Origin of the sequence: Vagococcus luciliae (assembly GCF_024637875.1) — a bacterium.
GTDB lineage: Bacteria > Bacillota > Bacilli > Lactobacillales > Vagococcaceae > Vagococcus > Vagococcus luciliae.
Map to the genome: position 1 here is coordinate 325,837 of NZ_CP102451.1, position 19,215 is coordinate 345,051.

General features: G+C 33.1%; 16 protein-coding genes. 3 read left to right on the top strand and 13 right to left on the bottom strand.

All coding sequences use genetic code 11. From position 1 onward, the window contains the following. Nucleotides 1-5: 5 nt before the first annotated feature. Both G314FT_RS01735 and G314FT_RS01740 read right to left on the bottom strand, forming a co-directional pair. Entirely contained in the window at nt 6-224 is a 219-nt protein-coding gene (locus G314FT_RS01735; protein ID WP_257701829.1) for a YdbC family protein, read from the bottom strand. Continuing rightward, the gene (locus G314FT_RS01740) at nt 221-1,900 is read right to left on the bottom strand and encodes a patatin-like phospholipase family protein (RefSeq protein ID WP_257701830.1); all 1,680 of its coding nucleotides are present in this window, start codon (nt 1,898-1,900) and stop codon (nt 221-223) included. The genes G314FT_RS01735 and G314FT_RS01740 overlap by 4 nt, the downstream gene beginning before the upstream one ends. A gap of 124 nt (nt 1,901-2,024) precedes the next feature. On the opposite strand from G314FT_RS01740, the gene G314FT_RS01745 reads away from it, so the two are divergent. Beyond that, a complete protein-coding gene (locus tag G314FT_RS01745; protein WP_257701831.1) occupies nt 2,025-2,408 on the top strand; it encodes a hypothetical protein in 384 nt (127 codons plus the stop codon). Nucleotides 2,409-2,437: 29 nt separating this feature from the next. On the opposite strand, the gene acpS is transcribed toward G314FT_RS01745, so the two are convergent. The 5 genes from acpS to G314FT_RS01770 all read right to left on the bottom strand — a co-directional run bounded on the left by acpS (nt 2,438) and on the right by G314FT_RS01770 (nt 7,913). After that, the gene (gene acpS / locus G314FT_RS01750; RefSeq protein ID WP_257701832.1) at nt 2,438-2,788 is read right to left on the bottom strand and encodes a holo-ACP synthase; all 351 of its coding nucleotides are present in this window, start codon (nt 2,786-2,788) and stop codon (nt 2,438-2,440) included. A 118-nt stretch (nt 2,789-2,906) separates the two neighbouring features. After that, the gene (cshA, locus tag G314FT_RS01755; protein WP_257701833.1) at nt 2,907-4,454 is read right to left on the bottom strand and encodes a degradosome RNA helicase CshA; all 1,548 of its coding nucleotides are present in this window, start codon (nt 4,452-4,454) and stop codon (nt 2,907-2,909) included. Nucleotides 4,455-4,575: 121 nt separating this feature from the next. Further along, nucleotides 4,576-5,949 carry a UDP-N-acetylmuramoyl-tripeptide--D-alanyl-D-alanine ligase gene (locus G314FT_RS01760; protein ID WP_257701834.1) on the bottom strand — a complete coding sequence of 458 codons (1,374 nt, stop codon included), beginning with the start codon at nt 5,947-5,949 and terminating at the stop codon, nt 4,576-4,578. 51 nt (nt 5,950-6,000) lie between these two features. Continuing rightward, a complete protein-coding gene (locus G314FT_RS01765; protein WP_257701835.1) occupies nt 6,001-7,050 on the bottom strand; it encodes a D-alanine--D-alanine ligase in 1,050 nt (349 codons plus the stop codon). A 98-nt stretch (nt 7,051-7,148) separates the two neighbouring features. Then, nucleotides 7,149-7,913, bottom strand: a complete 765-nt coding sequence (locus tag G314FT_RS01770) for a hypothetical protein (protein ID WP_257701836.1) — start codon at nt 7,911-7,913, stop codon at nt 7,149-7,151. Between the two features lie 215 nt (nt 7,914-8,128). Here G314FT_RS01770 and G314FT_RS01775 point away from each other — a divergent pair, with 215 nt between their 5' ends. Further along, entirely contained in the window at nt 8,129-8,920 is a 792-nt protein-coding gene (locus G314FT_RS01775) for a class A sortase (protein WP_257701837.1), read from the top strand. 50 nt (nt 8,921-8,970) lie between these two features. On the opposite strand, the gene G314FT_RS01780 is transcribed toward G314FT_RS01775, so the two are convergent. The 5 genes from G314FT_RS01780 to G314FT_RS01800 form a co-directional block, all read right to left on the bottom strand. Further along, nucleotides 8,971-9,912: a 3'-5' exoribonuclease YhaM family protein gene (locus G314FT_RS01780; RefSeq protein WP_257701838.1), complete on the bottom strand. Its 942-nt coding sequence runs from the start codon at nt 9,910-9,912 to the stop codon at nt 8,971-8,973. Then, nucleotides 9,909-12,677 carry an AAA family ATPase gene (locus G314FT_RS01785; protein WP_257701839.1) on the bottom strand — a complete coding sequence of 923 codons (2,769 nt, stop codon included), beginning with the start codon at nt 12,675-12,677 and terminating at the stop codon, nt 9,909-9,911. The genes G314FT_RS01780 and G314FT_RS01785 overlap by 4 nt, the downstream gene beginning before the upstream one ends. After that, the gene (locus tag G314FT_RS01790; protein WP_257701840.1) at nt 12,674-13,888 is read right to left on the bottom strand and encodes a metallophosphoesterase family protein; all 1,215 of its coding nucleotides are present in this window, start codon (nt 13,886-13,888) and stop codon (nt 12,674-12,676) included. The genes G314FT_RS01785 and G314FT_RS01790 overlap by 4 nt, the downstream gene beginning before the upstream one ends. A gap of 102 nt (nt 13,889-13,990) precedes the next feature. Next, the gene (locus tag G314FT_RS01795; RefSeq protein WP_241699580.1) at nt 13,991-14,338 is read right to left on the bottom strand and encodes a YlbF/YmcA family competence regulator; all 348 of its coding nucleotides are present in this window, start codon (nt 14,336-14,338) and stop codon (nt 13,991-13,993) included. A 69-nt stretch (nt 14,339-14,407) separates the two neighbouring features. Next, entirely contained in the window at nt 14,408-16,564 is a 2,157-nt protein-coding gene (locus G314FT_RS01800; protein WP_257701841.1) for a PBP1A family penicillin-binding protein, read from the bottom strand. Nucleotides 16,565-16,733: 169 nt separating this feature from the next. Here G314FT_RS01800 and G314FT_RS01805 point away from each other — a divergent pair, with 169 nt between their 5' ends. Beyond that, a complete protein-coding gene (locus tag G314FT_RS01805) occupies nt 16,734-17,597 on the top strand; it encodes an RluA family pseudouridine synthase (protein ID WP_257701842.1) in 864 nt (287 codons plus the stop codon). Nucleotides 17,598-17,882: 285 nt separating this feature from the next. Here the strand turns inward: G314FT_RS01805 and G314FT_RS01810 are convergent, their stop codons facing one another. Beyond that, nucleotides 17,883-19,166 carry an ISL3 family transposase gene (locus tag G314FT_RS01810; protein WP_257700363.1) on the bottom strand — a complete coding sequence of 428 codons (1,284 nt, stop codon included), beginning with the start codon at nt 19,164-19,166 and terminating at the stop codon, nt 17,883-17,885. Between the last annotated feature and the right edge of the window lie 49 nt (nt 19,167-19,215).

Sequence of the window (19,215 nt, forward strand, 5' to 3'; positions counted from 1 at the left end):
TACCCCTACATGTTATTTAGAGTTTCTTTTAATACAGCAAACTCTTCGTTAGTTAACGTTATGCCTTTTCCCATTTTTTCATGATTGGGAGCCCAATCACGTAAATCAAATTTTGCTGGTCGATTATTCCAACTAATAAGATTTAATTCTTTCGTCCACCCTTTATTATTTTCAGATAATACGGCAATTTCTTCCAAAATTTCATAAGAAAATTCTTGACTCATATTTTTCTCTCCTTTAAAAAATGAATAAATAACGCTTGTAAGACTGATTTCCAACTAATATCAAATAGCCTCCCAATTATTTCTACTCTTGTTTCAATCAAATGATAATTATATGTCAAAACAGTTTTTTCAGACAGAGGAACAGTTTGTTTCACGTAATCTGCTAACCATTCGCTAAGTGATAAAAGCATTTGATCGTTGACGTCATCATTTTTCTCATTAAATACTGTGATAATTTCATCTGATAATTCATCTATAGTATATACTTTTGAAGGATCTACCGATAATATACGGGCAGTCTCTTCCAACAGATAAATGCTAAATAATTCTGGTTGAAAATGATGTTGAACCATCCACCGAGGAGTTACTTTCTTACCTAACTGTTTAATGGCTTCTTGTGATTTAAGATACGTTAAAAAATGTTTAGTTAATTTCGCCGCTTCTTTTTTATAGTTATTTGGTTCTAAAGCATACCAATTTCCCTCATATCGGTGGAAAGATCTCATTGTATCCAAATAACCTAGTTGCATATTCCAAATAGCTCGTTCTTTATCAAATAATAACACCGTGCCTAATCCCCATTTACTATTAATCGTAATCTCGAAAATATCACGAGGGGTTTTTACAGGTTTAATAACACCTGGCCCTTTCACATCGATTACAATTAATTCTTTTGCTCCATGATTAAGTAAGATATCTTTAGGTATATTATTACGATAACCACCATCTACATAATACTGTCCATTGATTTCACATGCCCTCATCGCAGGGTAAAATGACGATGTAGCTAATAGCCATTTACTTAATTCATCCTTTGGTACATCTTTTAATGACTTCACTGTTTCTTCCATTTTTGGTGCAAGAGTTGTCACAAAATAAAAATCAATTGCTTTTTTATCTGGAGCAAACATTTTTTCTTCATCAATCATCATTTCAATCATATGATACAAAGGTGTACTATCAGCACCGTTTTCTTTTAGTGCGGATAAAGTAAGGTTTTTGACGCCTTGAATCAAGTTTTCTCTTGTTTTATTTTCTTTATCATCCAGTGATAAGTTTAATATTTTATTTGTCGCAATATCACGCCACATATCTTCAGCGTCATTTAAATTACCTTGTACCATAAAAGCACCATTTAACGCACCTACTGATGTTCCACTGACCATACTATAGGTGACACCTAGCTCTTTTAACGCACGCCATGCACCTATTTGATAGGATCCTCTAGCACCACCACCACCCAAAACAATTCCAGTATGGTAGTTTACGTGATGATAATACCCTGGTTTGGGATGAGTTTTTCTAATAAAACCTAAATCTAACAATTTATTTTTAGCCAATGAAACATCAGAAAAATCAGGTAAATACACTTCTGATAAAAGACGACTTTTGGCAATCTCATCAAACAACATCATACATTCACTAAATCCAAATAAATAGGACGTACTCACAATATTTGTTACACAAAAAACATTATCCTTAATTTCACCGTCACACACAGCCAATAATTGATTTCCTTTATACCATCCAACTACTAAATGATCATCTCGCAATGAAAGACTATTTTTATAAAGTTCTTTTAATGCTTTTTTATGACTATTTTGAAATGGTAACCACTCTTTAGTTTGATAACGACTTAATTTATATAAATCTGACGGAAGCCACTCTTTTAACATTCTTTCACCACCTTTTCACATTTTTTCACATATATTCCACTGTTTTCACTACTATTATTTGTTTGACTAACCTATCTCTGCTCCGTATAATAAGAGAAAGAAAGACTTAAAAGGAGAATGACTGATGATAAAAAAGCAACCGTCTACAAAGTCTAATAAAGAAAATCATGTCAAAAAGTTTACTCGTTTTATCTCCCGTTCATCACAGAGATTTATTTCTTCTTTTTTAGATGATGAGTCAGAAAAGGAAAAGCATTTAGCTCTTATCCAGCAACAAATTAATAAAGCCATACTTCAAAAGAGTCTGGTGGTTCTTCAATATCAAGAGCCATCACAAGCTAGTTATGAAACACTTGTTGGCAGAATTTATCAACATGCGATTAATCGCAATGCCTTAGTCATTAAATTACAAAAATCGAATGAAATCCGTATGATTTCGGCTAACTATATAAGGAAAATATCCATCATCCACTCTAATCATTCTCAAAATTTATCAATTAGTAAATAAGCGAAACGACAACGATTGTTTCGTTTATTTTATTTTTCTAAAATAATCTGAGCAAAAGCTACTTCGTCTGTATGAGTAATGGACACATGAACCTGCCCTTCAAATATAGACTGATACACTATTGGTCGACCACTTTCTTCTGATAACACCTCAATATCTTGAAATCCTACTTTTCCAATGCCTGTCCCATAAGCTTTTGAAAAAGCTTCTTTACACGCAAAACGCCCCCCTAGAAATTCTGTTTGTCTCTTTATTTTTAATGTTTCAAAGATTTCCAACTCACGAGACGTTAGCACACGGGAAATAAATTTAGGATTATTCTTTATAATATCTTCTATTCGATAGAGCTCTACAGCATCTATACCAATTCCTATAATCATATTGGCACTCCCTTTTTACGATAATTTTATTATAACGACATTAAAACAAAAAAGCGAATAGAATCATTTTATTACAAATAAAAAATACCAATCTAATCTTATTAGATTGGTATAACTATTATTTATCGTTGTTACGAATAACAAATCCACGTCCACCATCTTTTTTCTGTGAAGGTTTGTTGTTTGATTTATTGTTATTATTCTTTTTAGGTGCATCAGAATTGTTATAACGTTTTTTCTTGTTATATTGTTCTTTGCCACCACGGCCGCCACCTTTGTTGTTATTACGACGATTGTAGTTACCACCTTTACCACCACGGCCGCCTTTGTTATTTCCACGACGGTTTGGTAATGGACGTTCTGGGGTAATTTTTACAGGAACTTCGGCTGCATCATCTTTAGAAATTTGTTTAATTAATAATGCCACTAAGTCTTCTGCAGTGTATTCTTCTAGTAAATCACTTGCTGCTAATTGATATTTTTCTAAGCCATTTGCAGCTAATAAATCTTTAATTTCAGTAATTGCTGCTCCAATTTGTCCTTCTACTGCTTCTTTTTTAGAAGGTGGACGAAGAGGTGTCATACGTTTTTTCGTTAAATCTTCAATGACATGCAAGTATCCCATTTCATTTGGTGTAACAAACGTTACTGACATTCCTTCTTTACCAGCACGACCAGTACGACCGATACGGTGAACATAGCTTTCAGGATCTTGTGGAATATCATAGTTATACACATGACTCACACCAGAAATATCTAATCCACGTGCTGCCACATCTGTTGCCACTAAAATATCTAACTCGCCATTTTTGAAGGCTTTTAAAATACTCATGCGTTTGTGTTGTGGTAAATCACCATGAATTCCTTCTGCTTTGTAACCACGCATTTCAAGTCCACGAGCCAATTCATCGACGCGACGTTTTGTACGACCAAAAACAATTGTCAACTCAGGTGATTGTACATCAAACAAACGTGTCATAACATCAAATTTTTCAAATTCTTTACAACGAACGTAATATTGATCAATTAGGTTAGCTGTCATTTCTTTTGCTTTGATACGGATATGTTCAGGGTCTTGCATGAATTTAACCCCAATACGTTTGATTGAATCTGGCATTGTTGCTGAGAATAATAATGTTTGGCGTTCTGCTGGAACTTTTGAGATGATGGCTTCGATATCATCTAAGAATCCCATATTTAACATTTCATCTGCTTCATCTAATACAAGTGTTTCCACTGTATCTAATTTCAACGTACGGCGGTTAATATGGTCTAATAAACGGCCAGGAGTTCCCACAACAATTTGTGGTTTGTTTTTTAACGCACGAATTTGTCGACCAATATCAGCTCCACCATAAACAGATTGAACTTTGACTTTTTTTTCTTTACCTAAACGATATAATTCTTCTTGTGTTTGGATAGCTAATTCACGCGTTGGCGCAATAACTAATGCTTGTAATACTGGTTTATTAGTATCAATTTTATTTAACATTGGTAACCCAAATGCAGCTGTTTTACCAGTACCTGTTTGAGCTTGACCAATAACATCTCTTCCTTCTAACGCTAATGGTATTGTGGCACTCTGTACAGGTGTTGCTTCCTCAAACCCAATATTTTCGATAGCTTGTAATAAACTTTTTTCTAACTGTAATTCACTAAATTTCAAATGATATCCTCCTAGTTTGTTGCTAAATCGACTGCTTTTCTTTTTATATAATGAAAAAAAATGAAAATAGGCATTCGTATAATACTATCATATTCTTAAATAATTAACAATAAAACCTTGCCTATTCATGATTTTTTAATAAAAAATCAACAACTTCATTTAATCCCATTCCATTGCTTGCTTTCAGAAAAACAGTATCTTTTGGTTGTAGTTGACTTGATAAGTGTTCCATTAATTCTTTTTTTTCTGTTTTTTGGTAAAAATGAAGAGAACCTTTTGGCATTCTATCCTTTAACAGATTATAAAGAGCGTTCATTTGCTCGCCATACAAATAAACTTGATCAATATGATTTGGTGAAATATGCTCTGCGACACTTTCATGCATCTGGCTAGATAGTTCCCCTAATTCTAGCATGTCACCTAACACAATATATTTCTTGCCTTCTAATTCTAACGCAGAAAATGTGTCTAATACTAATTTCATTGCAGTTGGATTGGCATTGTATACATCACTTAAGATATCAATGCCGTCATTTGTTTTCAACCATTCTGTTCTATTTTTAGTTAAATCAAATGTTTCTAGCCCATTTTTCATTTTTGAAACAGGTATGCCAAAATGATGTCCAACCAATAAAGCAATCAAAGCATTTTTGACATTATAGCCACCCAAAACCGGAATTGAAAATACCTCTTCTTTAAATAAATTAGTTTTAAATTGAGTATTATGTTTCGTTTCTAATATAATTTCAGCTGTTAAAGTTGCTTCTGTCCCTACACCAAAGCTTTCGACTGATTGGGGCACATCAACAACCAATCGTTTTAATAATGGCTCATCATTTGGAATAATTAAAATGCCTTCTTTTTTAAGACCTGAAGTGATTTCCATTTTAGCTTCAGCAATGCCAGCTCGTGATCCTAAATATTCGATATGAGATTCCCCAATCAATGTGATGGCTGCAATATCTGGTGTCGCAAGATTTGACAAGACTTCAATTTCACCTTTATGATCCATCCCCATCTCTAAAACTAACATCTCTGTGTCTTCTGGCATGGATAAAATCGTGTAAGGCAAGCCAATATGATTATTATAATTACCTTGTGTTTTATATGTCTTAAATGTTTGTGATAACACAGCTGCCGTCATATCTTTTGTTGTTGTTTTCCCGTTACTCCCTGTAATTCCTATTACTTTAGGTGCACTTTTTTCTAAATAAAAACGAGATAATTTTTGCAAGGCAACTAATGTATCTTCGACTTTAATATACGCAATATCTTCAGATAACTCTTTTTCTGATAAAACTAAAGAAGCTCCGTTATCAATGGCTTGCGGAATAAAATCATGACCATCTCTTGCTCCTTTTAGTGGAACAAACAAGCTATTTTCTTGCACTTTTCGTGTATCAAACTCTACAGAGGAAATCGTTTGGTCATCTAAATGGTGAGCATAATTGATGCCTTCTACCGCTGCGACAATCTCTTTAATTAATAAGTTCATAGCTCTCCTTCTTTCTCTTATCAACAAAAAAAGTTGAACAAGTGTCCAACTCTACAACTGCTCAACTTCAATTTGTTGTTTTTTTTCAAAACGTAGTTTAGCTAATTGAATCAATTCTTCTAGTAAGTCACCATAATTTAATCCCATATTTTTCCATAGTAACGGATACATACTAAATGGTGTAAAACCTGGCATCGTATTCACTTCATTTAGGAATACCTCATTATTAGCTGTTAAAAAGAAGTCACAGCGACTCAATCCACTACCATCTAGTGTTTGGTACGCTTTTTTAGCATAATATTGTAATGTTTCTTGTAATTCATCTGAAATATCTGCTGGAATTTGTAGTTCCACTTGGTTATCTAAATATTTTGATTCATAAGTATAAAATGCCACATCCTTAACAATCTCACCAGCTAAAGTTGTTCTAATTTCATCATTACCCAATACGGCAACTTCTAATTCGCGTGCTTCAATTCCTTGCTCCACAATGACACGTCGATCAAAACGAAACGCTTCATCTATCGCTTGAATTAATTCATCACGAGATTCTGCTTTATTAATTCCGACACTTGATCCCATATTTGCTGGTTTAATAAACATCGGGTAAATTAAACTACCTTCACACTCTAATAATATTTCTTCTTGATGATCTTTGTAGCCATTTTTTGTGACAGCCACATAAGGTAATTGTGGAATGCCTATTTGTTGGAATAATTGTTTGCCGATAATTTTATCCATGGCACATGCACTAGCCAAAACTCCCGCACCAACATACGGCATATTTAATACTTCAAATAACCCTTGAATCGTACCATCTTCTCCATTAGGACCATGTAATACTGGAAAAATAACCGCATTTCCTTCTTTTAAATCACTTGGTAAAATAGGTTGAGCATTGGCAATCGTTAAGTGTAGAGATTCTTTATTTAAAGGTGCCTCATGATACACAGGTCCTTTTAGCCAATTACCCTCTTTTGTAATATAAACTAATTGAACTGAATAATAGTTGTAATAAATTGCTTGTAAAATTGAAAAGGCCGATAGAATTGATACATCATGTTCAGCACTTTTACCACCATATACTAAAAAAATCTTCATGGTTGTCCTCCTAAATTTACTAGGACTTAATTATACTCCAGTTTTTAGCAAAATTCTATTCCTTATTTTTTATCTATATAAATAAAAGGAACACTGGACTAAAACAATATCGGGTTATCTACCGTCTTAAAATACCATGACATCTTTTGATGTTGATAGATTAAAACACCCACTTTTTCTTCCAAAAATAATTGATTGCTCTCAATTTTTCTAAGATTATCTTCAACGACATGTACAGGTATTTTATACTCCCCATCATCTAGACCAACTTGTGAAAACTCAAATACAGTCCCTTCTTGCATAATACTTTTTAACTCTTTTACTATATCGTATGATAAAGGCGTTATATTAGTATAGCGTTTTGAGAAGAGAGAGCGATTAGCATTTAATTGGTATAAAACTTTATCAGTAATTTTTTGAGATAAAGACTGGTAAAATTCGTCTATATTTCGATAATATACTTTCATCACTTCTTGTTCTGTCTCAAAAAAAGCATAATTGTTTTGTAATTTATAAAAAAAAGGCGAACGCAACTGCATCTTCATATGAGATAAATACAATATTTCAGCAATTTCATTTGCTGTCAAACGTTTTAACGTATCGTACTCTTCAAAATCTAGCCATTTAATTTCTCGCCTAGTATTATAATTTAAATTGCTTAAATATCGATCAACATTTTCCTGACCACGTATTACTCTAAATCCGGTATGCGCTTCATACTCTCCCTCTGGTTCACTAGCATCTAGCAATAGTAAGTTTTTGGGACGATGAATAGTATAACGATCAAAGTCTTGATGGCTAAGTCCTTTTGTTAAAACTGAGTTACTAATACCATCTAAATGAACATATATATTTTGTCGCAACACCTTCACCTATCTTTCTTCTACTAGTAATTTCCATTAATATAACTATACCATTTTTCCTTAACAAAATGAACACATAAACCCTAGTAGTTTAATTACGTTTATATTACAAATCTAGTGAGGTATTTTTAAAAAACGACATAATAACGTAACGTTTTATCGTCCTACTTTCTTTATTTTTAAAATTATTATGGTATGATAGTTGATAGAATTACATGAAAAAGGGGGTTAATATCATCTCTAACAAAAATGATTCGTCACAAAACAAACGTTCAACAAAACATCAAACAAAAAAAAAATCTGTCGGGCAACGATTTAAAAATTTCTTTTTTAATCTAATAATGATTATTCTCTTTTTAGTAGGGATTGCATTAATTTTTAATAACCAGATTAAAAATTATCTTGTAAAAGAAAATACAGCACAATATCAAGTCAATAAAATAACTCGAGATGATGTTATTAAAAATGAACAAAAAGAAGCAACTTTTGATTTTGATCAAGTAGAATCACTAGATTTCAATACTGTCACTAAATCACGTGGTCGTGATGTCGGAGATGTCGTGGGTGGTATTGCTATACCCAGCGTGGATCTAAATTTACCGATTCTAAAAGGGGTTTCTAATTACGTTATTTCTGTTGGAGCTGGAACGATGAAACCCGATCAGAAAATGGGGTTTGGAAACTATGCTTTAGCTAGTCATTATATGTATGATCCGACTCTGTTATTTGCTCCCTTAGTTCGAGTGGAACTTGGATCTTCTATTTATCTCACAGATTTAGAGTATATCTATGAATATAAAGTTACCATGAAAGAATATGTAGAACCAACAAGAGTAGATGTTATTGAAGATGTTCCTGAAAAACGTCAGGTTACTTTAGTCACTTGTGATACGTCTGGTGAACACCGTCTTATTTTACAAGGTGATCTCGTAAAAAAAGTAAATGGTAAAAAAGCACCAAAGGATATGCGTGATGCTTTTGAATTAGCACAAAATAATTATTATTAACATAGCAAAAAGCATTGAACACAAGAATTTTTTCTTATGTTCAATGCTTTTTAAATATTTGGTAAATAAAAATTTCGATTATCCAGTCCAAAAATACGTTCTGTATACTCCCCAGGATTTACTTGTTTTAATGATCCTAACATCATTTGCATCGATGCATCTAAATTATCTAAATGATGCAATATTTCTGCTTCCATAATTTTAGGCCTAACAGGTGATCCATATTCCAACAAACCATGATGTGCTAATACAACATGCTTCAGAACTAGTACTTCCTCATCTAGTTCTGAAATATTTAATTCTATACAAGCCTTTGTTATTTCTTCATCAACCATCACAATATGCCCTAATAAATTTCCTGCTAAGGTATACTCTGTTGCGACAGGCCCTGATAGTTCATGTACTTTTCCCAAATCATGCAACATAACTCCTGCATATAAGAGAGAGGGATTTAATTCTGTGTATTCTTGTGAAACAGATTTTGCTAATCGTAACATGGTTAAAGTATGGAAAGCCAATCCTCCAGCAAATGCATGGTGATTACGTTTTGCTGCTGGGTATTCAAAAAATTCTTTTTGATACTTACTAAGAATATGACGGACAATTCGATGCCATTTTGCTTGTGTAATATCTAATAAATAATCATTAAATTCTTGCTTCATCTCATCAATATCAATCGGTGCTTTTTCCATGTATAATGACGGATCTGTCGGCTCACCTTCTTTAGCCAAACGAAGATGCATAATTTTCACTTGCGGCATATTTTGATAAAGTTCACGCTTTCCATTCAACAACACAACATTTCCTGTAGTAAATGTCGCAATGTCTTCATCTGACGCACCCCAATACTTGCCATCTATTGTGCCTGAATTATCTTGGAATGTAAACGCAATGAATTTTTTTCCATTTCTCGCTACTCGAACATCCGCCGTTTTTAATAAGACAAATGCTTCAAATGTTTCATCTACAGAAAGTTCTCTTAATTTTTTCATGCTGTTTCTTCCTCTCCAATAACCAAAACAGATTGATCTTTCATTTTAAAATATTCTCTCATTGCTTTATCAGATGTTAAACAAATAACTTGATTATCTTTGCCTAACATATCTAATAAATTAAACAAAGTTGCCTTACGCGAATCATCAAAATGTAGCCAGCCATCATCTATAACAATTGGTGACCCGTAATCCTCACTATGTAAATGAATAAAAGCTAGACGAAAAGCCATATATAATTGATCTTTTGTCCCAGTAGACAGTTGATCGATTGTCCAAGACTGTTGCGTTATATCAACGACCAATAATCTACCATCTTCTATTGATACCCTATGATATTTTTTATTAGTTAATAGATTAAAATAACCTGTTACTGTACCGAGTAATGTTGGTAGTTGTTGATCTGATAAGTATTGAAATAGCCGTTGAATCAACTCTTCAGAAAATCGTAACGTTAACCATTGCTCTGTCATTTCTTCAATTTTTGCTAATTGAGTGGCTCTCTCTTGTCTCAAATCATCTAATGAGCCATTTTTTTCCATTTGCTTCATATCATAATCAATTTGTTGCCACTCTGTTTGATAAATCCGTTGTTTATCTTTCAGTTCATCCTGAATTTCTTTTACCTTCATTACTTCACGGTTAATTGAAAGTAATTTATATTCTTTAGATAGATCGAACACGTGCTCTAACTGACGTTCTAATTCGCTTAAACGTTTAGCATTTTGATTTAGCTGTTCTTGATGGTTTAACCATTCTTTAGCTATATCAATTGGCGTAGCCTCATGTTGATCAATTAATTGATTAACCAATTGTTGACTAGCCGCTTTTTGATGTCGAATAGAGGCTAATTCACTTTGAATATTGCTTGTTTCACTACCTTCCAGACGATTAATTGCTTCTTTTTGTGCCTCAACAAATTGTTTGACTTCTTTAAAGCCATCACGAATATTTTTATCTTCTAAAGGAATCCACTCTTTAGCAAAAGAAAGTGATTGTTTATAAGAATCAATTGCTTTATCAATAGTTTCAAGCTGTTGTTGCATCTCTTGTTCATTTTTTTGAATATCACGTAATTGACTAAAAACAGGTAATGTAGTTAACCACATTGAAACCGTCTCATCTGTAGAGAATCCATATGCTGTCGCCCATTGTTCTTTTTGTTTTTTTACTAACGCATCCTGTTCTTCAAAATTAGCTAGTTCTTTTTCCAATTCATATAACTCGCCAGCTAGTTGATCCGCCTCGCCTAATTGTTGTTTATATAATGTTTTGGCTTCTTCTGGGGTCACAGATGACACCTTTGGTACCCTAGATGTATTCATCAAACCATAAATACCTAACCCCGCAAAAATAACGACAATCACATATAGCCATGATACACCTAACACAATTGCCAGTAGTAGCATCATAATAGCAATCGCTATTGAGAGTCCTGAAAACATTTTTATCGTAAATGAATCAAGAAATGGGCTATTATCTAGATGTTCCTCATTAATCGATGCAGATGAAGTATCTAATTGATTTTCTGATTCAGATAATTCATGATCTAGTTTTCTCTGACGAATAGATAATCGGCTTTGTTCATTTGATAATATCACTTGTTTCCGTAATAATTCTTCCTCAACTTCTGCCAATTCTTTTAATGATATTTCTTCTTGTTCTTCAATTACCACATCAAGTAATGCATCTGATAAACGATATTTTTCATATAACTCTTTTTTATTTGATGTATAGGCATCGAGTTGCTGTTGCATAACCTCTTGTCGCTCACTGATTGATTGAACACTCAATTGATCATCTAATAATTGTTCAAATAATTCTTGATTCTCAAGATAAAATTGAACAGCTGGAGTAATGTCTTTAATGATTTCACTTTGATTTTCTAATAGTTCAGTCTCTTTTTTTGTTAAGAAACGATATTCCTGTAATGCGTCTGACACACTCTTAATGGTTGTTTGTGAGGCAGCATCTTTTTCTTTCTTTCCACCGGTCTCCCTGTTCAATGTTTGCCATTCGGTGTATAGAGGAAAATATTTTTGCTGATCTAGCAATGTCTTTTCTAAGGAATAGCTATCTTCCAACTCCTTACGTTCTTTTTCCAACAACTCTTCTAATTCTATTCGTCGGTCCCATTTATTTTGGTAAGTTTGTTCTTGTTCTTCAACTAAACGAATACTCTGTTCCAAACGATTGAATTCTTTTAATTGTTGATTTAATAACGGAATTCGTCCAGAAGGTTTATATATTTGCTGTCTATCTTTTAGAAAATCATTTGATATGGCAGTTAGTCGTTCACTTCCTGTTAAACCAACTGTCAACAGTAAACGTTGCAATCTAACTTCATTTAAATCATTTAAATCAACCAACTGTTCTTGCTGAAAGCTAAACACCTCATCAAAAATTTCACGTGTTAAAGGTGATAAAATAGTTGTTAGAAGTCTCTCGTCTCCTACTTGACCATCTTCTAAACGCACATATGCTTGCCCTTTATTTTTTTCTTTAAATCGCTCAACGTAAATTTCACCATGAACTGTGTGATCGATAATTAAATGCCCACCATATGTCGCTCCAACTACTGGTGTAAAATCACGTGTCATATCACGTTTTTTAGGAAAACCAAATAAAATAGTCCGTATAAAATGATATAATGTGGATTTTCCTGATTCATTATCACCAAAAATGAGTTGATTATCTTCTTTTAAGTTAAATACTTGATTATTAAATTTTCCAAATCCATTAATGTATAATCGTCTTATTTTCATTGGCCTACTCCATTTTTAAAAATCATTTTGTCCTTCACTAATTGGCTACTTTCTTCTACAATACGTTCCATATCTTCTTCATCAAATACAATATTCGTTCCAATTACTGGTTGTTGCACAATATCCTTCGCAACATCATAAAATTCATTACGCTTCAAGAAATGTTGTGCTAAATCATCGACTAAACTTGAATCAAATCCCATAATAAGTTGATCTATCTCGATTGGCTCAATCATTATATCGACTAACCAAATATAATAAGAAGTTTTTCTTAATAATTGACGTTGAAGATAACCTAATATTTCTTCTTTATTTAAAAGTAGCTCACTTAGTCCTTCTTCAGAAGATGGACTCAATTTTACTACTAGTAAGGTTACCTCTTTTGTATATTTTGCTGCCATGATTTCTTTTTCAATTTTTGTTAGTTGATCTGATCGTGTTATTTCTTTTAATGAGATATCTTGTTGCACCCATGCTGCTTTACTTACATCGATAAATTTTTGCGATACACTAGAGCCATTGACTTCAACCAGACTAACTCCCTTAGTCTGTCTCTCTTTTCGAGTATGCCCTTGAGGAGTTCCTGGATAAATAGTTAGTGGTTTATCTATTAACACCTCTGTCTTATGAATATGCCCTAATGCCCAATAATCATATGTTGGTTTTAAATCAGATAAAAGAAACGGAGCATATTTTCCTTCTTGTGCTATCTCGCCATGATAAAATCCAATGTGATAATCTGTTTCCCTACTTCTACTTGGATAATCTAACGCTTTATTGCCTTTAATCCACTGATGTTCATAAGAAAAACCGCTAATAGAAACACTTTGTCCATTTGTCACTTGTAAAACTTTTGTCGTAACTTCTTCAGTATCAAATAATATGACGTTTTGTGGCCATTCAAACCAGTAACGACTTTTCGTATAATAATCATGATTTCCAAAAGACATCACTACTTTGATTTGTTCTTTTTCTAGACGCCTAAATTGATCCATTACAAATTTTTGTGTATAGATAGACGATGTTGCTTGATGGAACGTATCTCCAACTATCAATAAGAAATCAACTGACTCCTTAATACAATTTTCTATAATGGTCTCAAACACTTTATAATTTATTTGTTGTATCTCTTTTTGAAATGTTACATCTTCTGTTGTAATACCAGAAAAAGGTTGATCGATATGCAAATCTGCCATATGAATAAATTTCATGTGTCACACTCCTTTTAGCCATTCATAATGTTTAATCAGAATAAGTTCTATAAAAAATATAGGTGGTTAAGCTCTTTGCTTAACCACCCATTATTGTGTCGATTAATCTAACGTATATAAATCTTGAACTGGTTGCATAATGATGCGGTTTAAGTCATTAACAATCATGCTAAATGCTTGTTCTTTTTGCATTAAATCTTGAATTAATGCTTCACCTTGAACTTTTTCGGCCATTTCTTGTGCTTGTTTAGCATCCTCATCCGAAAATTCTTCACCTTGCATTTGTTTTTGTTGTAATGTCATTTGCAATTCTTGGAAAGCTTTGAATAATTCAAAAGCTTCTTCATTTTCTTTCACTGCGTCAAAAGCATCACTCAATGCTAAGAATTCATCCATTTGGCGAATTTCACGTTCAATTTGGTTGGCACTATCATAAATATTATTTGACATATATAAGCTCCTTTAAATAGAAATTTATTCTCCTAATATTGTAACATGTTTCAAAGAAAAAGCCTACTCTTATTGAGTTACCTTACCCCAGATACCCTGCCAAGCTTCGCCAACTTTATCTAATCCTTTTTTGATACCGTCTCCCACAGTATCTGCACCTTGTTTAATTTTTCCGCCAACATCGTTTAGTTTATCACCAATTCCATCTAATTTACCATCAGTCATTGTATCATTTTCTTGATTATCGATATAATCCGTTGACTGTGTCACATCTTTCACTGGAAATGGTGTGTTTGGAGAAGCTCCTAATATACTTTGCATCTCTGTTCTGAAAATATTAGAAATATAACTACTATCATTACCTGGTAAATAATGATCCGGTCCACTTTTATCAAAACCTATCCATGTTGCGACCACCACGTCAGGGGTATAACCAATCATCCATTGATCTTTCGACATGCCATCTGCATTGATATTCTCAGTCGTTCCTGTTTTACCGGCTATTTGATAACCATATGGCTGAGCTGCAGCACCTGTTCCTGTACTATAAACCCCTTGAAGCATGCTAGTCATCTCTTCAGCTACTTCAGGTGTTGTCACACGTGTTGATTTTGGTTTTTGATTTTCATAAATAATCACACCATGAGCGTCTTCAATCTTGGTAATAAAATGCGTTTCTTTTCTGACTCCCTCATTAGCAAATACGGTGTACGCACTTGCCATATCAATGGGTCTAGCTCCTTTGGTTAGTCCACCTAATGCTAAACCGTAATACTTATCTTTTTCATCTAGTTTAACACCAAATTGTTCCACTTTTTTATATCCTCTATCAATGCCTGTCTCATGCATCAACCAAACAGCTGGAGCATTTAAACTATGGATCAAGGCATTTGTCATAGAAGTTTCACCACTGTATGTACGTGAAAAATTATGCACATCATAATAAGATAGCTCTTCATCTTTTAACATGTCCTCAGGTTTATACCCTGCTTCTAATGCCGGTGTATAAACAGATAAAGGCTTTAATGTTGAACCAGGTGATAAATAAGAATCAGTCGCACGATTCCATCCTCGATAAGTATACTCACCACGTCCACCAACAATTCCCATCACGCCACCAGAACTAGGATTAATCGCAACAGATGTTCCTTCCACTATTTCACCATCTGATGCTGCTGGTGGAAATAAACTATCATTAGCAAAGGTTTGATCCATCCCCTGTTGATACACTTGATCTAGTGCTGTGTATATTTTGTAACCACCACTTGAAATTTCAGCGTCAGTCAATTTTGTTTTATCAACTGCTTCAGAAATGACAGCGTCAAAATAATAAGGGTACTTATAGGTATCTTTATCCGGGACATATGTATCTGTTAAATAAATTGGTTGTTTCATCAGTCCATCTGCGGTTGCTTTATCTAATTTTCCATTATCCACCATCACAGATAAGACTGTGTTACGCCTATTTACAGCATAGTCCATATGATCAATCGGGTTATATAAACTAGGTCCTTTCAAGGCGCCGACTAATACAGCTGCTTCATCAACAGTCAAGTCTTTAGCATCTTTACCAAAATATTTTTTTGACGCGTCTTGAATTCCCCAAACCCCACTACCAAAGTAAGATTTATTCAAGTACATTTCCAATATTTCATCTTTTGAGTATTCTTTTTCAAGTTCGATCGCTAGAAAAAGTTCTTTTGCTTTACGAGTAAAATTTTGCTGTTGGTCTAAAAAGGCATTTTTAGCTAGCTGTTGTGTAATGGTACTACCGCCACCGCCACTATTATTTCGTCTAATGACTTTCCTAACAGCCGCTCTCATAATTCCTTTTACATCATATCCCTTATGTTTATAAAATCGACGATCTTCTGTTGAGATAAGTGCATCTACTACATGAGGGGAAATATTATCTAGCGTTACAAATGTCCCACCATTTTTTCGAAGCTTACCTGCCTCATCTCCATCTTTATCATAAATCGTCGTTGATTGTTCCAAACCAGCTTTTAAGCCTGACACATTCATACTTTTAGCCAGGTAAAATAAATAAATACTTGTGACTAAAATAAAGGTTAATGTCACTAACAAAATAATTTTATTAATATGATATTTTTTCCATATTCTTTTTTGATGGATACGAAACGTTTGCCAGTGAGGCTGCAACCACGTACCAAACCTTATTAACCAGGATTTTATCACTTCAAAATACTTCTTAATATGCTCCATGATAACGTCCTTTCTATTAAATTTTATAAATTTAGTGTATCATATTATCAGAAATAACTAATACGTCTAAAGACTTATCTTCATAAGTCACTTTAATATACCATTTAAAAATTAAATTACTACATGTTATTTTTTAAAAAACGTTTAAATTAGAAAAAGGAGTCTATATATGCAACTTTCTATTACTCTACCTCCCTCAACAACTCAAACAACTGTTCGAGAACTCTTAGAAACAGAGTGGCTTATTCCTAGAAAAGTAAGACATTTTCTTAGAACGCGTAAAAATGTGTTAAAAAATAATTCTACCGTCATGTTTCACGAAACTGTCGAGTCTGGAGATAAGATTACGTTAATCTTTGAAGAAGATGATTACACAATTCCTCATATTATTCCTGGAAATGCCAAGGCCATTAATGTGTTATGGGAAGATGACCATCTAATCATTGTGAATAAACCTTACGGACAAAAAACACATCCAAACCAACCACAAGAAACCGAGTCGTTATTAAATGACCTTGCTGCTTACTTAAAGCCTAAAAATCAAATCCCATATGTTGTCCATCGATTAGATAAGGAAACCAGTGGGGCAATTGTCTTTGCGAAGAATCCCGTTATATTACCAGTTTTAGGTAGATTGCTTGAACAAAAAGAAATAAACAGACATTATGAAGCAGAGGTAAGTGGGTTAATAAAAAATAAGCACTTTACAATCAATCAACCTATCGGGCGTCATCGTCATGATCGTAGGAAGCGAGTCATTGATTCCAAAAAAGGAGATAAAGCCATTACACACGTAACAGTCATTGAGCAATTAAATAACTCAACGCGAATAGAATGTCAACTAGATACTGGTCGCACACATCAAATACGTGTTCATCTTGAAAGTATTCATCACCCAATTATCGGTGATCCACTATACAATCCAACTTCGCATGCAAAGAGACTTCAATTACATGCTAAATCTCTTCAACTCATTCATCCTTTTACTAAGGAAGAAATAAACGTACAAGCGACACCTTTTTTATTTGACTAATTACATAATTGCACGTTACATATAGTGATAAATCTTCTAGAAACATCTAACCAAGGATGATAATAATGCTCAATTATGTATTAGCTATGATGGATACGATGTATTTGTTTATTTAAGCATGGTTGAAATACGAAAAAGTAGCATCCCTCTTGTTTTCAAATTGTTGTATTTTAAAATTTGCTTTTGACAATGGAACATTTGAATTTAGGCTCTCCGTCAAATGATGTGGATGAGTAAAATTTAGTGAATTTAAGCAACGAAAGACAACAGGTTTTCGTTGCTTATTTATTTACCTTGAAAACTAAGTAAAATTCTATATTTATAGTTTTGGAAATTTCTATAGCCATAGGCTATTCGTTTGATTAGCTTAATTTTATTGATGGTCCCTTCTAATGGTCCGTTAGAAAATGGAAACTTGAAAGTATTATTAATTCTTGGAAGATGTTTTTTTAGTGTTCTGATAGATGTTTTCATTGGTTCAGAGATTAACTCATGACTTAATAATAGTAGATCTGAGAAAGCCTCAAAATCATTGTTTTTACTACAATATAATAAGTTTTGATAGAGTCCGTATGTCTCAGATAGTTCTTTGCTTAAGCTTAGTAAATAATCCATAATATCTGTTTCAGGTAAGATATTTTTAAATAATCGTTGATAACGATAGTCTTTATAATTTAATTCGTTAGAGTCTTTTAAAAATAGCTTCCAATATCTCTTTAGTTTTCTATAATTCTTTAGATCATTAAGGTTTGATGTCTTAAACTTATTCATTGTTCTAATTCTTGTAATATTTAATGAACGACTAATTAATTGAACTAAGTGAAATCGGTCAATAACCACTGAAGCATTTGGAAAAAGTTTATTAGCTAGTTTAAAATAGCCAGCATTCATATCAACAACGATCGTTGCGACTTTATTTCTTACTTTCAAAGGGTATTTTGAAAAGTGTTTTTCTAACGTAATCCTTTTATTATCTGGTAAAATATCAATAATTTTATGTGATAAGGAGTCTGAGTAGATAAAACTGTACTTACCTTGATTGTTTTTTACAGATGTAAACTCATCAAAACATAGGTGTTGAGGCAAGTCCGTAAATTTATTTGACAGTTCTTTCCCAAATAAATTAAGAATTCTACTGATTGTAGTAGTTGATACAAAATGTCTTTTAGATAAGTCTTTCAATGAGATAGCATCGGATAACTCCATGCCAATAGACTGTTTCACTCTGTTAGCAATAAAGCAGTGCTTATCAATTTCTAAAGATTCAGCTATAAAAGAGGTGTGACATTTACGACAAAGGAACCGTTGTTTCTTTAGTGATAGATAGGTTGGATAATGGGCAACACTTAGCCATTTTATTCGAGAAGAAATAAAACCATTTTTTACAATAGAATAGTTTTCATTCTTAATTCCACAACAAGGACAAGCCAAAGGCTTATAAGTAAGTGTTCCGCTATAGATTTTACTTCTAACTCCTTTTATCATTTTTTCTTCACAAAAAATAGAATCAAAATAAATGTTTGTGTCTTTCAAATCCAGCGACACTCGGATACAATGGTTGTGAGACATATGAATCTTCCTTTCTAAAATTTGGTTTGGTCACTTTAATTTTACCTGG

Coding starts and splice junctions, on each gene's coding strand:
- G314FT_RS01735 (WP_257701829.1), bottom strand. CDS start 224: ATGAGTCAAGAATTTTCTTATGAAATTTTGGAAGAAATTGCCGTATTA.
- G314FT_RS01740 (WP_257701830.1), bottom strand. CDS start 1,900: ATGTTAAAAGAGTGGCTTCCGTCAGATTTATATAAATTAAGTCGTTAT.
- G314FT_RS01745 (WP_257701831.1), top strand. CDS start 2,025: ATGATAAAAAAGCAACCGTCTACAAAGTCTAATAAAGAAAATCATGTC.
- acpS (WP_257701832.1), bottom strand. CDS start 2,788: ATGATTATAGGAATTGGTATAGATGCTGTAGAGCTCTATCGAATAGAA.
- G314FT_RS01760 (WP_257701834.1), bottom strand. CDS start 5,949: ATGAACTTATTAATTAAAGAGATTGTCGCAGCGGTAGAAGGCATCAAT.
- G314FT_RS01765 (WP_257701835.1), bottom strand. CDS start 7,050: ATGAAGATTTTTTTAGTATATGGTGGTAAAAGTGCTGAACATGATGTA.
- G314FT_RS01775 (WP_257701837.1), top strand. CDS start 8,129: ATGAAAAAGGGGGTTAATATCATCTCTAACAAAAATGATTCGTCACAA.
- G314FT_RS01780 (WP_257701838.1), bottom strand. CDS start 9,912: ATGAAAAAATTAAGAGAACTTTCTGTAGATGAAACATTTGAAGCATTT.
- G314FT_RS01785 (WP_257701839.1), bottom strand. CDS start 12,677: ATGAAAATAAGACGATTATACATTAATGGATTTGGAAAATTTAATAAT.
- G314FT_RS01790 (WP_257701840.1), bottom strand. CDS start 13,888: ATGAAATTTATTCATATGGCAGATTTGCATATCGATCAACCTTTTTCT.
- G314FT_RS01795 (WP_241699580.1), bottom strand. CDS start 14,338: ATGTCAAATAATATTTATGATAGTGCCAACCAAATTGAACGTGAAATT.
- G314FT_RS01800 (WP_257701841.1), bottom strand. CDS start 16,564: ATGGAGCATATTAAGAAGTATTTTGAAGTGATAAAATCCTGGTTAATA.
- G314FT_RS01805 (WP_257701842.1), top strand. CDS start 16,734: ATGCAACTTTCTATTACTCTACCTCCCTCAACAACTCAAACAACTGTT.
- G314FT_RS01810 (WP_257700363.1), bottom strand. CDS start 19,166: ATGTCTCACAACCATTGTATCCGAGTGTCGCTGGATTTGAAAGACACA.